Origin of the sequence: Aeromonas sp. PI_26 (assembly GCF_027854445.1) — a bacterium.
Classification (GTDB): domain Bacteria; phylum Pseudomonadota; class Gammaproteobacteria; order Enterobacterales; family Aeromonadaceae; genus Aeromonas; species Aeromonas veronii.
Map to the genome: position 1 here is coordinate 209,714 of NZ_JAJNOE010000002.1, position 19,797 is coordinate 229,510.

General features: G+C 57.0%; 19 protein-coding genes. 12 read left to right on the forward strand and 7 right to left on the reverse strand.

Annotated features, from left to right (window positions below):
• Window positions 1-143: 143 nt before the first annotated feature.
• Both dapD and LRL22_RS03420 read left to right on the forward strand, forming a co-directional pair.
• A complete protein-coding gene (dapD, locus tag LRL22_RS03415) occupies window positions 144-971 on the forward strand; it encodes a 2,3,4,5-tetrahydropyridine-2,6-dicarboxylate N-succinyltransferase (protein WP_270904724.1) in 828 nt (275 codons plus the stop codon).
• Window positions 972-1,098: 127 nt separating this feature from the next.
• Window positions 1,099-1,482, forward strand: coding sequence for a DUF3461 family protein (locus tag LRL22_RS03420; RefSeq protein WP_005338583.1), 384 nt, complete (start codon window positions 1,099-1,101; stop codon window positions 1,480-1,482).
• Window positions 1,483-1,761: 279 nt separating this feature from the next.
• Here LRL22_RS03420 and ptsG read toward each other — a convergent pair whose 3' ends face one another.
• From ptsG to LRL22_RS03450, 6 genes are all read right to left on the reverse strand, one after another.
• Entirely contained in the window at window positions 1,762-3,192 is a 1,431-nt protein-coding gene (ptsG, locus tag LRL22_RS03425; protein WP_005338586.1) for a PTS glucose transporter subunit IIBC, read from the reverse strand.
• Between the two features lie 423 nt (window positions 3,193-3,615).
• Window positions 3,616-4,587 (reverse strand): MalM family protein, encoded by a 972-nt coding sequence (locus LRL22_RS03430; RefSeq protein ID WP_270904725.1) that lies wholly within the window; start codon window positions 4,585-4,587, stop codon window positions 3,616-3,618.
• A 91-nt stretch (window positions 4,588-4,678) separates the two neighbouring features.
• A complete protein-coding gene (locus LRL22_RS03435) occupies window positions 4,679-5,992 on the reverse strand; it encodes a maltoporin (protein WP_280205606.1) in 1,314 nt (437 codons plus the stop codon).
• A 542-nt stretch (window positions 5,993-6,534) separates the two neighbouring features.
• Window positions 6,535-6,975, reverse strand: a complete 441-nt coding sequence (locus LRL22_RS03440) for a flavodoxin (protein ID WP_270904726.1) — start codon at window positions 6,973-6,975, stop codon at window positions 6,535-6,537.
• A 90-nt stretch (window positions 6,976-7,065) separates the two neighbouring features.
• On the reverse strand, window positions 7,066-7,839 hold the full coding sequence (truC, locus tag LRL22_RS03445) for a tRNA pseudouridine(65) synthase TruC (RefSeq protein ID WP_270904727.1): 774 nt from the start codon (window positions 7,837-7,839) through the stop codon (window positions 7,066-7,068).
• Window positions 7,836-8,171 carry a YqcC family protein gene (locus tag LRL22_RS03450; RefSeq protein ID WP_270904728.1) on the reverse strand — a complete coding sequence of 112 codons (336 nt, stop codon included), beginning with the start codon at window positions 8,169-8,171 and terminating at the stop codon, window positions 7,836-7,838. Before LRL22_RS03450 ends, truC begins: the two co-directional genes overlap by 4 nt.
• A 276-nt stretch (window positions 8,172-8,447) precedes the next feature.
• Between LRL22_RS03450 and LRL22_RS03455 the strand changes: the two genes are divergently transcribed.
• From LRL22_RS03455 to LRL22_RS03475, 5 genes are all read left to right on the forward strand, one after another.
• Window positions 8,448-9,488, forward strand: coding sequence for a DUF3549 family protein (locus LRL22_RS03455; protein ID WP_270904729.1), 1,041 nt, complete (start codon window positions 8,448-8,450; stop codon window positions 9,486-9,488).
• Window positions 9,489-9,599: 111 nt separating this feature from the next.
• Window positions 9,600-9,899: a DUF3301 domain-containing protein gene (locus LRL22_RS03460; RefSeq protein ID WP_106842366.1), complete on the forward strand. Its 300-nt coding sequence runs from the start codon at window positions 9,600-9,602 to the stop codon at window positions 9,897-9,899.
• A 74-nt stretch (window positions 9,900-9,973) separates the two neighbouring features.
• A complete protein-coding gene (locus LRL22_RS03465; RefSeq protein ID WP_005338602.1) occupies window positions 9,974-10,210 on the forward strand; it encodes a DUF2789 family protein in 237 nt (78 codons plus the stop codon).
• Window positions 10,211-10,294: 84 nt separating this feature from the next.
• Window positions 10,295-10,591 (forward strand): DNA-binding protein, encoded by a 297-nt coding sequence (locus tag LRL22_RS03470; RefSeq protein ID WP_005343755.1) that lies wholly within the window; start codon window positions 10,295-10,297, stop codon window positions 10,589-10,591.
• Window positions 10,592-10,594: 3 nt separating this feature from the next.
• On the forward strand, window positions 10,595-11,380 hold the full coding sequence (locus tag LRL22_RS03475; RefSeq protein WP_270904730.1) for a Zn-ribbon-containing protein: 786 nt from the start codon (window positions 10,595-10,597) through the stop codon (window positions 11,378-11,380).
• A gap of 92 nt (window positions 11,381-11,472) precedes the next feature.
• Here the strand turns inward: LRL22_RS03475 and syd are convergent, their stop codons facing one another.
• Window positions 11,473-12,021 (reverse strand): SecY-interacting protein, encoded by a 549-nt coding sequence (gene syd / locus LRL22_RS03480; RefSeq protein WP_201932723.1) that lies wholly within the window; start codon window positions 12,019-12,021, stop codon window positions 11,473-11,475.
• A gap of 204 nt (window positions 12,022-12,225) precedes the next feature.
• Here syd and queF point away from each other — a divergent pair, with 204 nt between their 5' ends.
• The 5 genes from queF to xni all read left to right on the forward strand — a co-directional run bounded on the left by queF (window position 12,226) and on the right by xni (window position 19,708).
• A complete protein-coding gene (gene queF / locus LRL22_RS03485; RefSeq protein ID WP_202000292.1) occupies window positions 12,226-13,074 on the forward strand; it encodes an NADPH-dependent 7-cyano-7-deazaguanine reductase QueF in 849 nt (282 codons plus the stop codon).
• A gap of 211 nt (window positions 13,075-13,285) precedes the next feature.
• Window positions 13,286-15,568 (forward strand): tetratricopeptide repeat protein, encoded by a 2,283-nt coding sequence (locus tag LRL22_RS03490; RefSeq protein ID WP_202000290.1) that lies wholly within the window; start codon window positions 13,286-13,288, stop codon window positions 15,566-15,568.
• A gap of 83 nt (window positions 15,569-15,651) precedes the next feature.
• Entirely contained in the window at window positions 15,652-17,268 is a 1,617-nt protein-coding gene (locus LRL22_RS03495; protein ID WP_270904731.1) for a GGDEF domain-containing protein, read from the forward strand.
• A gap of 148 nt (window positions 17,269-17,416) precedes the next feature.
• Complete coding sequence (gene ppnN / locus LRL22_RS03500; protein ID WP_019445906.1) at window positions 17,417-18,772, forward strand: nucleotide 5'-monophosphate nucleosidase PpnN; 1,356 nt, start codon at window positions 17,417-17,419, stop codon at window positions 18,770-18,772.
• 135 nt (window positions 18,773-18,907) lie between these two features.
• A complete protein-coding gene (gene xni, locus LRL22_RS03505; RefSeq protein WP_110303307.1) occupies window positions 18,908-19,708 on the forward strand; it encodes a flap endonuclease Xni in 801 nt (266 codons plus the stop codon).
• Window positions 19,709-19,797: the final 89 nt, after the last annotated feature.

The window sequence follows — 19,797 nt, forward strand, 5'->3', positions numbered from 1 at the left end:
GGGCGTTTTTTGCCATACCAAACAACTGGTTGGCGCACACCGGATGAAGAAATGGCCGCTGGCCGGAAGAATTCCGGTCAACCCCTTAAAAACAGTCGGAAAAGTGTGATACAACAAACAGAATTTTTTAAAGGAAACCTGTCATGACCGAGTTGCAACAGATCATTGAAGCGGCCTTCGAGCGCCGCGACACCATTACTCCGGGCTCCGTGGATAGCGCCACCAAGTCCGCCATCCTGCAAGCCATCGACCTGCTGGACTCCGGCAAGGCGCGGGTTGCCGAGAAGATCGCCGGTGAGTGGGTCGTTCATCAGTGGTTGAAGAAAGCGGTACTGCTCTCGTTCCGTATCAACGACAACTACATCATCAAGGGCGACGACGCCCAATACTACGACAAGGTTCCCCTCAAGTTCTCCAACTACACCGAAGAGCAGTTCAAGGCTGCCGGTGTACGCGTGGTACCGCCGGCGACTGCTCGCAAAGGCTCCTTCATCGCGCCCAACACTGTGCTGATGCCCTCCTACGTCAACATCGGCGCCTACGTTGACGAAGGCACCATGGTCGACACCTGGGCCACCGTGGGTTCCTGCGCCCAGATCGGTAAAAACGTCCACCTCTCCGGCGGCGTCGGCATTGGTGGCGTACTGGAGCCACTGCAGGCCAACCCCACCATTATCGAAGACAACTGCTTTATCGGAGCCCGCTCCGAAGTGGTTGAAGGGGTCATCGTCGAGGAAGGTTCCGTCATCTCCATGGGCGTCTTCATCGGCCAGTCCACCCGCATCTATGACCGTGAAACCGGCGAAATCCACTACGGCCGCGTACCGGCTGGCTCCGTAGTCGTCTCCGGCTCCCTGCCCTCCAAGTGCGGCAAGTACAGCCTCTACGCGGCGGTGATCGTCAAAAAGGTCGATGCCAAAACCCGTGCCAAAGTCGGCATCAACGCCCTGCTGCGCTCCATCGACGAGTAATCAGCATTGCTGTGATGAAAAGGGCGCCTGATGGCGCCCTTTTGATTTTGGCGCCCCTGTCACAGGCAAGCCATGAGGCATCGGTTAAGATGGATGGGACAGGATCGTTTCAAACCGAGGAAGCCTGATGTACGAGAATCTGAAGAGCCTGGGGATCCAGGATCCCGCCTCCGTCGACAGCTATACCCTGCGCCAGGAGGCAAACCACGACATCCTCAAGATCTACTTCAAGAAGCAGAAAGGCGAGTTCTTCGCCAAGAGTGTCAAATTCAAATACCCGCGCCAGCGCAAGACCATGCTGGTCGATTCCGGTACCCATGAGTACAAGGATGTCACCGAGATCAACGCCAACCTCAAATATGTGGTGGATGAGCTGGATAACCTGACCCAGGGCGTCCATCAGCAGGCCGACCCGGACATCAAGCAGAAGATCCTGCGCGACCTGCGCCATCTGGAAAAAGTGGTACAGAACAAGATCAGCGAAATCGAGCGGGATCTGGAGAAACTCTAATCCCCCCGACTCGACAAAAGAGCGCCCAGGTGGCGCTCTTTTTATTGGCTGGCTTTATGGGGCTATGGGGTTATCTGGCAATGCCGTGCGATAAGGTGAGCGGAGCACACCACCTTGTGCTGTTGGGCCACCATTGGGCAACCCGTTACATATCGCCCCTTGGGCAAAGAGACTCCTGCCGAGATCGATCTACAGCGACTCGCACGATCCATAACCAGAAATAGCAAGAGGGAGGCTTTCGCCTCCCTCTTCAAACACGCTGATATTCAGGCAACAGGATTAGTTGCTCTTCATCCAGATGTCCATGTCGGTTTTCAGGTTGTCGGACTTGGTACCGAAGATGGCTTGAACGCCGGAACCAGCCACTACCACACCGGCAGCACCCAGTTTCTTCAGACCAGCTTGGTCAACCTTGGCAACATCTTTCACACCAACACGCAGACGGGTGATGCAGGCATCCAGAGAAGCGATGTTCTCTTTACCACCGAAGGCGGCAACCAGAGCAGCAGACATTTCGTCTTTGCCTTGGCCAACGGCCTCTTCAGCAGTCTCGTCTTCACGACCCGGGGTTTTCAGGTTCATGGCACGGATAACGAAGCTGAATACGACGTAGTAGATGGCCGCGTAAACCAGACCCAGACCAACCAGCAGCAGCATGTTGTCGGCACGCGGTGATTGCACCACGAAGTCGATGAAGCCGTTGGAGAAGGTGTGACCGTGTACGATACCCAGAGAGTTGGTCAGCACATAAGCCAGACCAGCCAATACTGCGTGGATGGCGTACAGAACCGGAGCGATGAACAGGAAGGAGAATTCAATCGGCTCGGTGATACCGGTCAGGAAAGAGGTCAGGGCTGCAGAGGCCATGATACCAACGATCTTGGCGCGGTTTTCCGGCTTGGCAGCGTGAGCAATGGCGAACGCAGCAGCAGGCAGACCGAACATTTTGAACAGGTAGCCACCAGCCAGCTGACCAAAACCGTTACCGGCAGCGCGGGAAGCGTCATCAGCAGTCAGGAAGCAGGTCATGATACCGTGAACAGTTTCACCGGCACCGTTGACGCAGGTACCAGCCTGATAGAAGAACGGTACGTTCCAGATGTGGTGCAGACCGAACGGGATCAGAGAGCGCTCAACCACGCCGTAGATACCGAAGGCCAGTACCGGGTTCTGGTTGGCAGCCCAGTCAGAGAAGGCACCGATGGCGCCACCCACTGGCGGCCAAATCACGGACAGGATCACACCCAGACCGATGGAGAGGAAACCGGTGATGATGGGTACGGCACGTTTGCCCGCGAAGAAGCCCAGGTACTCTGGCAGCTGGATCTTGTAGAAACGGTTGAACGCCCAGGCAGCGATACCACCGGCCAGGATACCACCCAGCACGCCGGTTTCGATGGTTTCAACACCCATCACAGGTGCCATGACCTTCAGGGTTGCGACCATGATGCCGTAGCCAACGATGGCTGACAGACCGGATACACCGTCGTTATTGGTAAAGCCCAGAGCAACACCCACTGCGAACAGCAGGGCCATCTGGCCAAATACGGAACCACCGGCTTGCTCCATCAATTGGGAGACAATTTCCGGCATCCAGCTGAAGTGGGCAGCACCCACCCCCAGCAGAATACCTGCGACTGGCAAGACTGATACTGGCAGCATCAGCGCCTTACCAACCTTTTGCAGATTAGAGAAAGCATTTTTGAACATTGTGTGCGCTCCTGAATGGATTGTCGTCCCTGAACGATCTATCTGGATGAAATAAGGACTGATTCATTCAGATATCTTCGAGTCGGGCTTGTTTATTTTGACCATCAGAATATAACCCAGCGGGTCATAAATTGCTGCTTTCGAAGGCGGGGGAATATTGAATTTGGAGGGAAGATCACAACTTGTTTAGCAGCTAAAAAACAACACTAATATAAGTTAACAATCCGCATTATCACTCTATTACAAAGACATATAAATAGTAGTTTCACTTTGTATTTTAATAATGCCGTTTACATCAAAAAGCAACTCACTGTAACCAAATGTAACGGCGTGATTTTTATTTATTACAGTCTACCGATTAAAAAGGCCTCCAACAAGGGAGGCCTCAATAAATATATCTGACCAGTAAATGGTCGTATTATTCTATTTTTGCGAGCGCTTGACCGCATCAATAAACACGCTTTTTGCCTTGGTTGAACCAGCCCGCTCGGCCTCGTTCACCAGCTTCATCGCCTTGTCGATGTCCCCCGCCTTGACAGCTTTTTCGATCTGGCTCTGATAGAAGGCTTCAGTTTCACTCAGCATGGCAGGAGCAGGTTTGGCTGCGACCACAGCTGTTGCAGTTGTGGTAACGGCTGCGGTAGTCGCTATCGCTGCAACCTGCTGAGCCTGGCTCATGGCCACCTTGTCGGCATATTCGGGTTTGAATACCGCTTCAAGGCCACTCCCACGGGCCATATCTTTGACTTTGATCTGCACCAAACCCCAAGGGGAGTGCGGGATCACCGGATCCTTGATATCAGGCTCAACGGTACCATTAGCGCGAGCAAATGCTTTTGATGGATGCAGGATTGTTGTGCTGCCTGAGAGCTTATCCGCGGGCGCATAAACGATCATGTATGTTTCGCTGGCCGGGTTGCCAGGCATGCTGCGGTCAACAAAGAGACGTCCTTCGATACGGTCGTTATCGAGCAGGTGAGCAGGCTGATAGCTGAATACTGACTCACCCAGGACCCGAGTCACCTTGAACTCGGCATCCAGCATAATGACCTTGGGCACCATCACGGTTTTACTCACCTGTGATGCCAGGCTGATCGCCAGATTGCCGGTGTTGGTCGGCAAGCGATAAGCAGCAAAGTAACTCATCCCCTCATCAAACTCAAAAGTAGGTTGCTTGCCATCAATGGCCAGCAAGGTCTCACCTTCAGGCAAGGGGGCATAACTGAAATCTTTAAACGCCACACAGCAGCTTGAGGCTTTGGCCAACGCTTGCTTGGCTTGATCTGCATCGCTCAAGATCGAGCCGTGTTCTTGCAGAGGAACAACCATGTTTCCGGCACAACCGGTTAATAGCGCAGTGATTACGGCTGCAATAGACATCTTTACCCGTTTCATTTTTCTTATCTCCATAATCCGGTGGCCGTGATCCGGCGAAACAAAACTGCCCCCATAAGGGGGCAGTCACTAACTTAACTTAAACTTTTGCTTACCACCAAGCTTCTGCTTGAACACCAAATTGGTAGGTGTCTTTGGAGGTATTGCCTTCGAAGACTTTCTTGTCTTCGTCGTTAGCCAGATAGGAGGCGAACACACGAATTTCCGGACGGGCCCAGAAGCTGGAACCGGCAGACCAGGCTTGTGCCAGGGTCAGCTTGTAGCCAGCATCTTTGTCTTCACTACCATTGGTAGACTTGTTGTTGTCCTTGAAGTAGCCGCCTTCAAAGATGGTCTTGTTGAAGTCATCCCACTTGTACATAGGGCGGATAACAGCGGACATGGTTTCATACTTGTCGTTGCCATCCCACATTTCGTTGCCTACACCGTAGACCAACTGGTGACCCATCTCCCAGGAGTTGCCCATCGGAACAACGCCCCAGTTGATGATACGGAAACCATCGGCACCGTCTTTGGCTTCAGCACCGTACCAGGAACCATCGCCGTAGAAAGCCATGGTCTTGGAGTAACCTTCGGTACCGTATTGCAGAACGGTTTTGTTGAAACCACCGAGGATGCCTGCGGTCAGTTCAGCAGTCAGCATGACGCCATCTTGCGGATCTTTCTTCAGTGCTTTCTGATCATTGGTTTCATTTACCAGAGCGTAATCCACGCCCAGTTCCAGAGAGGCATCGGTCCACAGCGGGATGCCGGCATAACGCAGATCCAGAGTATTGACGTTCAGATCTTCGTTCTTGACGTAGTTTGGAGCTGCACTGGTACCGGTATTGGTGTACTGGCCAAACACATCGGCAGCGCTGCGATCGTTGCGTACCCATGCGAAAGATACTTTACCCGGACCAGCCTGGATGCCTTCGATACCAGCACCGGCACCGGAGATGTTCCAGTAGTAGAAGTCGGAGATGTGGATGTCATGGCGTTGATAGTAACGCTTACCAGCCCACAGGGTTGCTTCAGGAGCAAAGTTCAGCAAGCCTTTGGCTTGTACGTTGAACTGACGCAGAGCGAAGTCGGAATCACCATTGCACTGCTTGGCATCGAAGTTACAAACAGTACCGGTACCTTCCCAGTCGTTTGAACCGTTGGAAGCCATGGCAAACATGGAATCAACATAGAAAGTCTTGCCATCTTTGTTGAATACTTCCTGACCCAGTTGCACTTCACCGTAGGTATCATTTTCGTTACCCAGACGGCCAACTTTATTGACGTTGTATTTAACCATGTCGCCGTCGCCGGAAACACCGACGCCGGAACGGAAGTAACCGTGGAAATCTACGGCAAAGGCGGCTTGGGAAGCCAGGGCAGCAGTAACAGCTGCTGCAATCGGGAGCCACTTCATTTTCATTGTCATATTCCTTATTTCCCGCAGTGAGGAGTGTGATCCTGAATATTCAACTTCTTATCACCATGTAATCCTGTTGGTGATAACCGAGGTTGATTATAGGGAGCGTATTTCACGACAAATATGAAGCGACTCACAAAATGGCGACAAATCGCTCGGCAAACGATCGTCACAACACCCGTCAGCAAAAAAACGTCCAACAAAGCAACAGTTAACCAATAAAATCGCAAAACAAGCAGTCACACCAAACTTGAAAGCGTTACCAGCAATTAATTTGCGACTGAACCAAAGTCATTATTTTACGATCGAATGACAAAAACATGACTGAGATCGCTTTCAAGATTGAACTTTTATTTGGATGACGGGTCTGCAGTGCACTTGAAACCATTACGCCGATGGAATGTCAAAAGGGGGAAATATCCCTCCGCCACTATCGGCAATAAGCGTGGAAAATATGCTTGCTGAGTGAGATGACATTTGTGCAAATGACAATCCCCTGCCGGTTAAGGATCAGGGGATTGATATGGCTCTATTTCAAAGAATATTCAGGGCTGAATATCCCACTTTTTCAGCCAGTTGAGTGCCACCTGTTCAGGTTCATCGTGCACGGTGGCATCCAGCTCCAGAGGGGGCATCACTTGCGTGGCCCCCAGCTCTTGCAGCAACCCGTCCAGCCGACGGCCCGCGCCACAAAAATGGTCATAGCTGCTGTCGCCCATGGCAATCAGTGCATACCGCAGCCCCTTGAGCCAGGGCGCCTTGTCAGCCAGCTCGCTGGCAAAGGGCTGCAGATTGGGAGGAATGTCCCCCTGCCCGGTGGTGGCACTGACCAGCAATAAAAAACGGCCGGGGTCGATGTCCGCCAGCAGTGCTTCTTCGTGCAGGGTACAGTGATGCCCCTTGCGTTCCAGCTCATCTGCCAAGGTCTCGGCCACCAGCATGGCTGCGCCATAGACAGTTCCTACCACGATATCGATCTGCGCCATTCTCCTCTCCCTGCTTGAGTCACTCTTTTGAGCAACTCTATCAGCAAGCTGGTGTCAGATGCCACCGGTTCAGGGCTGAGGATCAGGCGCTTAGTAGTCGCTCTCGCTGGCGGGCCAGCCCAGCTCGGCAAACAGGCGCAATACATCCTGACCGAGTGGCGCCTGGATCCGCATCGGCACCTTGAGCACCGGATGGGTAAAGCTCAGGGTGCGGGCCACCAGCAGCAGCCGTTCGCAGCCAAAGTGCTCGCGAAAGAAACGGTTGTGGCGGCCATCCCCGTGGGTGGTATCCCCGACAATGGGGTGGAACAGGTGATCCATATGGCGGCGCAGCTGATGCTTGCGGCCGGTCTTCGGGAACAATCTGACCAGACTGTAGCGACTGGTGGGGTGCTTCTTGGAGACCGCGTGGGGCAGCTCGACCTGGTGCAGGCGACGGAAGGTGGTGACGGCATCCTGCGCCGGACGAGCCGGGTTGCTCATGGCATCGGCAATCTTGTCCAGCTGCTCCTTGAGGGGATAGTCGATCACCCCCTGTTCGGGTGCCCAGCCACGCACCAATGCCAGATACTCCTTGTGCACCTGACGTTGGGTGAAGGCTTCGGTGAGTGCGCGGGCAATCACCGGATCGAGCGCAAACAGCAGCACACCGGAGGTGGGCCGGTCGAGGCGATGCACCGGATAGACATGGCGACCACCGATGAGATCCCGGGTCATCTGCATGGCAAAACGGGTCTCGCCCTTGTCGAGCCAGCTGCGGTGCACCAGCAGACCGGACGGCTTGTTGACCGCCACCAGCCACTCATCCTGATAGAGCAGGGTCAGCTTCAGGTCACTCTCTTCTCGGGTTTGCGCTGGCATCATTGTTCGATCACTTTGCCGGAAAGCAGCAGGTCGAAGCGGGCGAGCAGGCGCAGCAGCGCTTCTGCCTCGGCCAGATCCTCTTTGTAGACTTCGCTGGCCATGGGATAGAGGGAGACGCTGGTGGGCAGCGGAGCCTGCAACATCACCAGCTGCTCCATGCGCGGGATCAGCACGAACTGCAGCCACTGATCAAAGCTCAGGGTATCGACACAAAAAGGCAGGGTGCTTGCTAGGGCTTCGTCACCGGGATGGTCAGCTTGCCAGCGCTCGAGGCGCTGCAACTCGGCGGTGAGTTCCCCCAACAGGCCAGCTACCAGCAAATATTGATTCATCTCGCTCTCTTCCTCATAACCACAGATTGATCCGCTGATCCGACAGGGCCAGCCAGGATGCCGGTACATTCGGTCGCGCAGCACCGGCGATTCAGCCAGCTCGTCGACATACACGGCAACCAGCGCGACCTGCCGCCGTTAAAAAAGGGCGATACTATACACCTCCCCCCGCATGGCTGCCATGTTGATATCTGCCGCAGCGCACGTCTGCTGCCACTGGCTATCCTCGGCAAGGGCCTTATAATCGGCCCGCATCACCATTAGCCGGATCTCACCATGTCTGCGACGCCTACTGCCATCAATACCTTGACCGAATTTCTGACTCAGGCTGGCACCCAGTTCCAGCTGTTTGACATGGGCCGCCAGGTGCGGCCACTGGCAAGCGATACCTTTGTCCGCATCGAACAGCAGCAGGAGCCCTATCCCTGGCCGCTGCAACAACACGCTTGGCTGGGTGTGCACTTCTTCCAGCCGAGCGAGTCTCGCCACTACCTCTGGTTCCTCAAGTTCGCCCTCGATGAGCGTGGCCTACTGATGTCAAACGGCCCCAAGCTGTTCATGGATCAGGTGGTGGAGACCCTGGGCTACAAGCTCACCGGCGATCTGGATGAAGAGAAAGCCCAGCGCTTGGCCAACAATCCCTACACCTTCCGCCCGGCGGAGGCCAAGATGGCCAGTCTGCATGCCAAGCTGGCGCGCCAGCTGGAGCAGGCCCCTTCTGCCTATTACGATGCCCTCTGCCACTATCTGGCCGCCCCCAACGACACCGGTTGGCAGACTCTGGGGCTGCAGGGCTTTGCCGATCTGGCCGAGCGGCTGCATGATGAACGCAATCTGGCGCTGACCTGCAAGGCGCTGCCCAAACTGCCGCAGGAACCGCTCTATGCCCTCTGCCAGAGCCTTGAAAACGCCCAGCTGCCGCCTGCAGTACAAGGGGCCCTGCTCGAGCGGATCGGCAAGGAGCAGGAGTGCGCCGCCCCCAACCCTGAGACCCTGGCCTACCTCTGCCGCGCCATGGCCTCCTGCCCCGGCAGCACTTTGCGCACCAACAAGCTGCTGACCCTGCTGCAAACCCAGCCGAGCCCTGCGCTGCTGCTCGCCATTGCGGGCCGGCTCTGGCCCGATCTGAAAGATGCCAATCTGCTCAGCCACTATCTGGAACAGCTGGCACTGCAACCGACCCAGTTCTTCAATCAGGTTTTTGCCGAGTTGGTCACTTTACCGGCCCTGCGCAATGATATGCTGGCCAGACTGCGAGACCCCGAACGCAGCGATGCGCTGGGCAAGGCCATCGGCCGTCTGTTTGCCTCGGCCTGATCCCTCGCCTCCCCCTCACGCCACGAGGCAACACGGCGGGAAATAGAAAAGGAGATCGGGAGTGCCGAGCAGGACTCCCGGTTATCGACATCACGATAAGGAAGCCCGCCTATGGGAGAGATGCTCGGAATTTTGTTGCTGATTGCGATGGGCGGCCTGTTCTGGCTGCAACGCCAACAGGCAGAAGTGGCATGGCAATATATGCGCCGCTACTGCCAGCACCATGATCTGCAACTGCTGTCACTGGCTCGCCATCGGCGGGAGCTGGCCCGCAATCCCCTGCGACTGCTGACCCACTATCAGTTTGAATTCTCCAGCGATGGCGAGAGCCACTATCAGGGCACCCTCAAGATGCAGGGGCTGCACGTCGTGGGCGTTGATCTGCCACCCCATCGCATCCCCTCTGCCTGATCCCCAATCTCGTCTCTGCGCCCGATGGCTGTGCCTGTCTATAATCTCAGGGATTAAACAAAGGGAGAGACGAGATGGAACCCCTTGTCCACGATCTGCCAGCCCTGTTTGCCCAGCTCGGGATGGCCAACGACGAGCTGAGCTTGCACCGCTTTGTGCACGACCATCACCTCGACAATGAGACCCTGCTGCCGGAGGCCGGTTTCTGGAACGCCGCCCAGGCAAGCTTTCTACGCGATGCCCTGTGGAACGACTCCGACTGGTGCGAGGCGATCGACCAGCTCGATGTGATGCTGCGCCAGCCCCGCTAAGCCGCCAGCCCCTTTCCTCCCCTGCCGGCTTTGGTTAAGATCCCGCCCCGATATCGATCCCCCCTTCTCACCCAGAGCATGCTTATGTCCGCCCACGAGATCATCCGAATTGCCAACGAGCTGGCCGCCAAGGGCCTGACACCCACCACCGCCATGATCAAGGCCCGCCTCACCCAGCCTGTGCCGATGGCCGAGCTGCTGAAAGTGCTGAGCCAGTGGAAGCAGCAGCCAGTTGCGACCGCCGAGAGCGAGATCCTGCCAGAGGCTGTGCCTCAGCCAGCACCGGAGCTCACCCTGCAGCAACTCGCCGAACAGCTCGCGCGCATCGAACAGAAGGTGGATCGCCTGACCGACCTGCTCCTCCAGCAGGGGCAAGGCTGAACCATGTATATCGTCGAACTCTGCTTTGAGTGTTACCGCGATACCTCCCTTGGCGAAGCCGAGCGGGCCATCGTCAACTACCTCGACATGCTGCGTTATCAGGGCCAGATCCTCGGGCGGGAATTCCCCACCAGCATGCATGACGGCTATTTCGTCAGTCGGGTAGTCTGCCCGGAGCAGGATAGCCTGCACCCCGACAACCAGAGCGAGCAGGTCAAACTGGCCGAACAGCAGCTCAATCAGGCCGGGTTATTGGCGCCAAAGCTCCATCTTCAAGGGGCGGATCTGCTCTCCGACAGCACCGACCCTTGCGGCACACAGGGCGAGCGCCCCAGCTGGATGCTGCTCTATACCAGCTTCCTGCATACCTGCTCGCCGCTGCGCTGTGGTGACCACTTCGCCCCCATTCCGCTCTACCAACTGCCCGCGGTCGCCAACGGCGATCAGAAACAGATCATCAAGTGGCAGGAGGATTGGGAGGCATGCGATCAGTTACAGATGAACGGTTCCATCGCCGAACATGCGGCGCTGCATGAAATCGGCGAAGTGGGCAGCCGCCTCTACCGGCGCGGCAGCGATCTGGCCAAACGGTTGGAAGTGCTGAGCGGCATCCCCACCTACTACTACCTCTACCGGGTGGGCGGGTTGAGCGCTGCCGAGGAGAAGGCGCGCCCCTGCCCCAGCTGTGGCGGTGAGTGGGCGCTGGCAGAGCCGCTGCACGAGATCTTCGACTTCAAGTGCGACAGCTGCCGTCTGGTCTCCAACCTCTCCTGGGATTTCAAGGATTAAGCGCGTTCCCTGTACACGATGCCATAAAAAAGAGCCTTGCCGCATGGCAAGGCTCTTTTCGTTCCGATGGGTAACCTTGGCTCGAAGCGGCGCTATTGCGGCAACGTCTCCAACCGTTCCAGAAACGCCGGCAAGGAGGGAGCCAGCGTCAGACGGCGGCCTGAATCAAGCCACTCCAGCCACACCTGACCACTTTCGTTATCAAGGGAGATGAGCGTCATCTCGTTGCGGGTGGTGGCAATAAAGATGGAGGGGGTTCGTTTTAACTTGCGCAACATCAGCAGGTGGCCGATGAGGTTCTCCCTGAGCAGGTCGAGATCTGCGTCGTTCCACGGCAGGATCAATTCAAGGCGCAGCCCCTTGAAAAGGCAGGGGATGGGGCGGCTGAACCAGTGCCCGAACAGGGCAATGGCGCCGGGATGAATTGTCAGCTCAAGAGCATCGCCCATGGCCGTAAAATCGGCGGGCTCGGAGCGATGGTGAGGACGCCAGGCCACCCGACCATCGGCGGGCTCACCAAGCTGGCAGGGGGAACGCCAGTCCGCCTCCCACTCGCACAGGGGCAGGCCTCGTCTGGCCTCGCCATCCCGTTGCCAGCGGGCAAAAAAGTGCTCCAGGGCAGACAAAACTTGATCCGACATCGAAAATCCCCACAATTGCTGGCAAAGTCCGCTATTGCACCACCAAACCCGTTAACAGACAAGGTTGCCAGCCGACCTTGCGACCCGAGAAACAGAACCCGGGATACAGAGAGGCCGACGCCCAAGCCAAACGGCTGCAACCATCCGGCCCAGCAATGGCCCGTTTCATTCCACTCATCATGAGCACATTACGTGAGCAACCCTGTGAGCAAACAAGATAGATACGCCGGGGCCAGCGCCCTGACCGGCCTGAGTCTGGGCCAGCAATCCGATTACATCAGCCAGTACACCCCCGCCCTGCTGCAGCCGGTTCCACGTAGCCTGAACCGGGATGATCTCCAGCTGGGCGATGACCTGCCCTTTAGCGGTTGCGATGTCTGGACCCTCTATGAGCTCTCCTGGCTCAACGCCAAGGGCAAGCCGATGGTGGCGGTGGGTGAAGTGGCCATTCCGGCCACCAGTGCGAACCTGATCGAATCCAAATCCTTCAAGCTCTACCTCAACTCCTTCAACCAGACCCGTTGCGACTCTATCGAGGCAGTCGCCGCCATGCTGACCAAGGATCTGAGTGCCTGTGCGGGCGAGACCGTCAAAGTGACCCTGTTCCCCCTCGACAAGGCGCCGCACCAGATTGCCCAGCTGCCCGGCGAGTGCATCGACGAGCAGGATATCGAGGTAGACAATTACGAGTTTGATGCGTCCCTGCTGCAAGGTGCAGCAGGTAGCGAGCTGGTCGAGGAGACCCTGCACAGCCACCTGCTCAAATCCAACTGTCTGGTCACCAGCCAGCCGGACTGGGGCTCCGTGGTGATCCGCTACAAGGGGCCGAAACTCGATCGGGAGAAGCTGCTGCGCTACCTCATCTCGTTTCGCCAGCACAACGAGTTCCACGAGCAGTGCATCGAGCGGATCTTTATCGACCTCAAGCACTATTGCCAGCCTGAGCAGTTGACCGTCTATGCCCGCTATACCCGTCGCGGCGGCCTCGACATCAACCCGTTCCGCTCCAATTTCGAAGCGGTGCCCGCCAACCTGCGTCTGATCCGCCAATAAAGTCGAGCTGCGACAGAGAGGGCAGTCGCACAGCCCTCCATGACGGGCAAAAAAGGCTTCAATCGATGCCTTGCGCAGCTGGGATAAGGGTGCTGGATAATAAAATCCAGACGAAACCCACTTGCCGGCCACCAGCAAACCACAGTAAACGCTGGACTCGCAGGGGGGGGCTTGGATAACATGCCAACACCTCTGCGCCGTCCTTAATCCAATGAATCAACTGTTTTTTCTGGCCATGATGATGTCCTCCCTGTCAGCTCCGAATCTGGATCTGGACAAGGAGCAACTCTCTATCGATCTGCAACAAGCGCAATCGATGGTACTGACCGATCCTGCCAGATGCGTCCAGATCACCACCGCCTTCCTGACGCGCGCAGCCAATAATCCCCAGCAAATCATCAGCAATCGCCAGGAGTTCGGTTATCGCGAGCCCATCCTGAGCTACAGCACAGCGGCCCAGACCATAGGCGCCCACCTGCTCAAAGGGGAGTGTCTGCTGCAACTGGGCCAGTATCAGGCCACCCAGCAAGCGCTCGACAAGGCGATGGCGCTGGCAGACAAAGAGCAGCAACCGGAACTCAAGGCCCACGGCCTCTATCTCAAGATCCGCAGCCAGGCCCTCAAACCGGATAACCAGAGCACCAGCCGCGCCCTGATGGATCAACTGGACGAGCAGCTGGCCGTCCCTACGCTCAAGCAGAGCCAGCTGCAAATTTATGGTCGCCTGCAACGCACCAGCTACGACATCGAGAACCAGCACTTCGATGATGCCAAGGCCCACTTGGCAGATGCGCGGATCTGGGCCGCCAAGACCCCCAATCCCCTCGCCAGTGCCTGGGTCAGCGCCATCAGCGGCGACCTCTATCGCGCGCTGCAGCAGCCACAACTGGCACTGGGGGAATATATCGATGCCCAGCAACAGGCCAAAAGCCTCAACGACCCGCTCTTTCTTGGCCTGCTGTCGAACCAGATAGTGAAACTCTACCAACAGGAGCAGGAGCCCCAGAAAGCGCTGCAGTATGCCAATGAGGCGGCCAACTACTTCCACTCCATCGGAAACCCTTCCCTGCTGTGCGACTCCCTGATGGTGCTGGCACGACTCAACCGCGAGCAGGGCGACCTCAATATGGCGCTGGTCTACTTCTTCAATGCGCTGGATCTGCTCGATGAGGGGAGCAACCGACCACAAGCCTCCCTGCTCAAATACGAAATCGGCAAAACCTACCTGCAAAGCGGCAACCTCTCGCTGGCCAGCAACTACCTCAATGCGGCACGTCAGTCCCACGAACTGAGCGATGCCAAAGAGCCGCTGATCGATACCCTGTTGCTGCTCGGCGAGCTCTATCTGAAGAAGCAGGAGGGCGCCATCGCCATTCTGCAGTTGGAGAACGCCCGCGCGCTGGCCAATCAGCTCGGTGATACTCGCCGTCAGTACGAGGTATTCCGCCTGTTATCGCTTGCCTACGAGCAGAAGGGGTATCTGCGTCAGGCTCTCGACAGCTACAAGCGCTTCCACCGTCTTGGCGAGGAGGTGCGCCAGCAGGAGCAGGCTATGGAGCAGGCGGCGATCCGTGACAACTATGTCCAGGTCGAGCGGGTGCAACATATCAAGGAGCTGGAGCAACGACTTAACAACAGCCAGCATCAGCAGGAGCGCTATCTCTGGTCGAGTATCACCACCAGCCTGCTGCTGGCGCTCTTTATCTACCTCTTCTTCACCCTCTGGCTAAAGCTGCGTACTGCCCGCCTGCAACTGAAACGGACCAATGAGGCCCTGCTGATCGAGCCACGCTCGGGGCTGGCCAACTGGCAGCGGCTGATGAACCGCTGGCCACGGGAGATGGCAAAGCGCCAGCTGAAATCGGATCGCTGGTACCTCAGTGAACAACCCTCCAGCGAGTTCGATGACAAACTGCACTATCTGCTGTTCCGGGTGCCTTTCCTGGTTAACACGCTGGAGCGCCACGGCTATCAGGCCAGCAGAGAAATCGAGCAGGCCTTCGGTGCCTATATGGACACCCTGACCCCGCAAGATGGCCGTATCTATGACTTGCGTGAAGGACACATGCTCTATGTGGTACCACAGCGCCACGTCACCAACCTGCATCAACTGGCGGGAGACCTGCTGACCGCCATCGCCGCCTTCCCTTGCAACTATCCGCTGGATCGCCGGATCAGCCTCGGGATTGTCAGTCACCCCTTCCTGCCGAAAGCGGCGACCGCGCTCGATCACAATGGCCTGTTTGACCTCTGCTATCTCGCCCTGTCGGGAGCCATTCAGCTCAGTGAAAAATGCCAGCAAAACGCCTGGTTGGAGCTCGCGGCGATCGATTGCCAACAAGCGGCATTTTTTAATGGAGATGTGTGGCAATGCGGCCTGATGGCAATTGACAAGGGACTGGTAAAAGTCAATTCTTCTCATGAAAAGCAATGGGTTAATTGGCCCAGCCTTGCAAGGAAGCTGGCAGCCGATAACCACCAGGAAACAATGTAGATAACAGGCGAGGATCGAAACCAGGTTCGACCACTGTTGCTATCCAACACCAAAAACAATAATGACAACAGGGCGACCTGATAATGAATGACATCGCTGCCGTAGCAGGACAATTGGCAAGACTCAGGGAATCCCTTCAGCAGAAACAGCTGGAACTCGACGGCGTACTGTCGTTTTCCGATGCAGAGCGTGCTCGCGGCATCCAGTTTATCAACAAGTTGATGCTCTCCTGCCGTGGCTTCGACCGCGAGCTGGACAATCGCTTCGCCAAGCTCAAGCAGAAACTGGATAACAACCCCGCATTTACCTCGCTGGACGCCGACCTGCTGGCCATTGAAAAATTGCTGCAGCAGCACAGCAATGCGCTGGAAGAGTCGATCACCCTGACTCAAACTGCCATCGATCTTGGTTCCAAACAGCTGAAAACCATCAAGGGCTTCCCGGAAGAGACCCGCAAGTCCCTCAAGGAATTTCTGGCAAGTCCCGCCGGTTACGGCATTGCCGATCACCAGAAGAAGGTGATCAAGCTGCTGGAGTTCTACCAGCAGGCGATCAAGATCCAGCTGCTGCCAAGCCAACCCCTGTTGGCACCCTCAGGTGCAACTCAACAAGAAAGCGATACTGCCAGCAACGATTGCCAGCCCGATGTCGACCCGTTTGATCTCAAGGATCACGCCCGTATCGCCGATGAGCTGCAGCGACTTATCACCGAACTCGACTTTGCCGGCGCCATCGGCGAGAGCCTGAGTGACATTCGCCGCCAACTGCTGATCGGGATCAACCCTGCCCTGCTGGCAGAAACCTGCCTGCAGGTGATCGAGCTCATCATCGAAGGCACCCGTGAGGAGCGCAAAGCCTCCCGCGCCTTTCTCAGCTCCCTCAACGAGAGCCTCTCCGCGGTACATGTCGGCTTTACCGAATCCCTCGATGAGGGGCGTGCGCTGCAAAACGAAACCCGAGAGACCCGCGAGGCGCTGGTCAACGAGTTGCAGGCGATCGATCACTCCCTGGCCAGCCATAACTCCATCGATGCGCTCAAGCGCGCCATCTCCGGCCATATGGGCGCCATCAACCTGCTGCTTCAAGAACGGGAAAGTACCGCAGCACGGGAACGTCACCTGCTCACCCGCCTCTCCACCATGGAGTCCAAGCTGCGCTTGATGAAGGAGGAGACCGCCGAGTACAAGAAGCGGCTGACCATTCAAAAACACAAGCTGTTCCTCGACAGCCTGACTCAGGTACACAACCGGGCAGCCCTCGATGAACGGCTGGAGCAGGAGTACAAACGTTGGCTTCGTTACCGCACTCCGCTCTGCATGGCGATCATCGACATCGATCACTTCAAGAACATCAATGACAACTACGGCCATATGGCGGGTGACAAGGCGCTGAAAGTAGTCGCCAAGGCGCTGCAAAGCGCGCTGCGTGATACAGATTTCATCGCCCGTTTTGGTGGAGAAGAGTTCGTGGTGTTGCTGCCCAACATCAATCCGGACAAGTTCCAGAAGCCGCTGGAGACCCTGCGCCAGACCATCAAGAGCATCCCGTTCCGTTTTCGCGATGCCAAGGTGGAGATCACCATTTCCATCGGTGCAACCCTGTTCAAGGATGGGGACAACCCGTCAGATGTGTTTGAACGGGCGGACAAGGCGCTCTACCACTCCAAGCACACCGGTCGGGATCAAGTGACTCTGGCCTGACAAGCGGCTAAAAAAAAAGCGAACAGTCGTCGCCCTATTTCCCTCCTCCCTCTATTACCACTACTATCGATCTCAGGGGATGCAACATAGCGTCCCCTTTTCTCCCCAGGGAAAAACACAACGATAACAAGTGAGTAAAGGGGAACCTATGATTACGCACATCAATCCCGTTGGCAGCATGGATTTGCTGTCACAGCTCGAGGTGGATCGCCTCAAGCAGACTGCCTCCAGCGATATCTATCAACTGTTTCGCAACTGCTCGCTGGCAGTGCTCAATTCCGGTAGCCATACCGACAGCTCCAAGGAGATACTGGAGCGCTTCAAATCGTTCGATATTCATGTGATCCGGCGCGAGCGCGGGGTCAAGCTGGAACTGTTCAATGCCCCCGAGCACGCCTTTGTCGATGGCGAGATCATTCGCGGCATTCAGGAGCACCTCTTCTCGGTGCTGCGCGACATTCTCTATGTCTCCAATCAGCTCGAATCGAACCGGCTGGTCAACCTCACCAATTCGACTCATATCTCCAACGTGGTGTTCGCCATCCTGCGCAACGCCAAGGTGATCCTGCCCGGCGCCGATCCCAACCTGATCGTCTGCTGGGGTGGCCACTCCATCAACGAGATCGAGTACCAGTACACCCGCGCCGTGGGCAGCGAACTGGGCTTGCGTGAGCTGAACATCTGTACCGGCTGTGGCCCTGGCGCCATGGAGGGCCCGATGAAGGGGGCCGCCGTCGGCCATGCTAAACAGCGGGTAAGAAACGGCCGCTACATCGGCCTGACCGAGCCTTCCATCATCGCGGCCGAACCGCCAAACCCCATCGTCAACGAGCTGGTGATCCTGCCGGATATCGAGAAACGGCTGGAAGCCTTCGTACGCCTCGGCCACGGCATCATCATCTTCCCGGGTGGGGTCGGCACCGCCGAAGAGCTGCTCTATCTGCTCGGCATCATGATGCATCCGGCCAACGAGCGGCAGCCGATGCCCATCATCCTGACCGGCCCGAAAGAGAGTGCCGACTACTTCCGTGCCATCGACGACTTCATCAAGGCGACCCTCGGTGAACCGGCGACCAAGCTCTACCGGATCATTGTCGGCGATGCACCGGAAGTGGCCCGGGTGATGAAAGAGGCGATGCCGAAAATCCGCGAATACCGCAAATCTGTCGGCGATGCCTACTCTTTCAACTGGTCCCTCAAGATTGAGCCGGAGTTCCAGCTTCCCTTCGAACCGGATCACGCCAGCATGGCCAGTCTGGATCTGCACCGCAACCAGCCACCCCAGTTGCTGGCCGCCAACCTGCGTCGTGCCTTCTCCGGCATCGTCGCCGGCAACGTCAAGGAAGGGGGCATTCGCGCCATCGAGAAGAAAGGCCCCTTCAAGCTGCACGGTGACAAGGAGCTGATGCACCTGATGGACAAGCTGCTGGAGAGTTTCGTCAAGCAGCAGCGGATGAAGCTGCCGGGCAGCCAGTATGTGCCCTGCTACGAAATCGTCCGCTAGGGTACAGATACATCATCGACAGAGGGGCGCATCGGCGCCCCTCTTTATTGGCGCTATGCCTTCCCGACCGCCATCAATCCCCCATAAGGCGAGCGGTTTGTTACAATGGGGCGTCCCGACCGCCAAGAGTGCCCCATGTCAACTATCCGGCCACACCTGCTCATCATCGATGCCCTCAACCTCATTCGCCGTCTGCACGCGGTACAGGCCCAGCAGGCACTGACCCCTGCCCAGGCGCTGGTTGCAACCCGCGCCAACCTTATCAATACCTGCCGCAAGCTGCTGGCCAATAGCGAGCCGACCCATGTCATTGCCGTGTTTGATGGCGAGGTGCATAGCTGGCGCAAAGAGGTCTATCCGGCCTACAAGGAGGGGCGAACTCCCATGCCCCCCGAACTGCGTGAAGGGCTGGCGACCCTGCAGGATGCATTTTGGGAGTGCGGGGTCGATGCCCTGCTCTCCGAGACCGATGAAGCGGATGACCTTATCGCCACCCTTGCCAGTGGCATCGCCAGCCATGGCCATCAGGCGACCATCATCTCCACCGACAAGGGCTTCTGCCAACTGATCTGCCCGCAGATCCGGGTGCGCGACTACTTCAACAAGCGCTGGCTGGATGCCGCCTTCGTCCAGCAGCAATATGGGGTAGCCCCTGCTCAGCTGGTCGACTTCTGGGCCCTGACCGGTATCAGCGGTTCTAATATCAAGGGGGTTCCGGGGATTGGCCCCAAGACCGCCACCCAGCTGTTGCAGCAATATGGCAATCTGGCAGCCATGCTCGAGGCCTGCCAGCAAGAGGACGCCGCCAAGCCACTGATCAAGCTGCGCCAACATCAGGATGAGGCCCTGCTGGCCCAGCGGCTGGTGCGCTTGCAACGGGATATTCCGCTGGGATTCAACCTGCGGGACATCCGCTACCCGCCCCAGCCGGACTAAATGGCCGAACAAAAATGCAGACAAGGGCGTGAACCATGACAAGACTCACCCTCGCCGTTGATAAAAGTGAGTAGAATGTAAAGGAATGT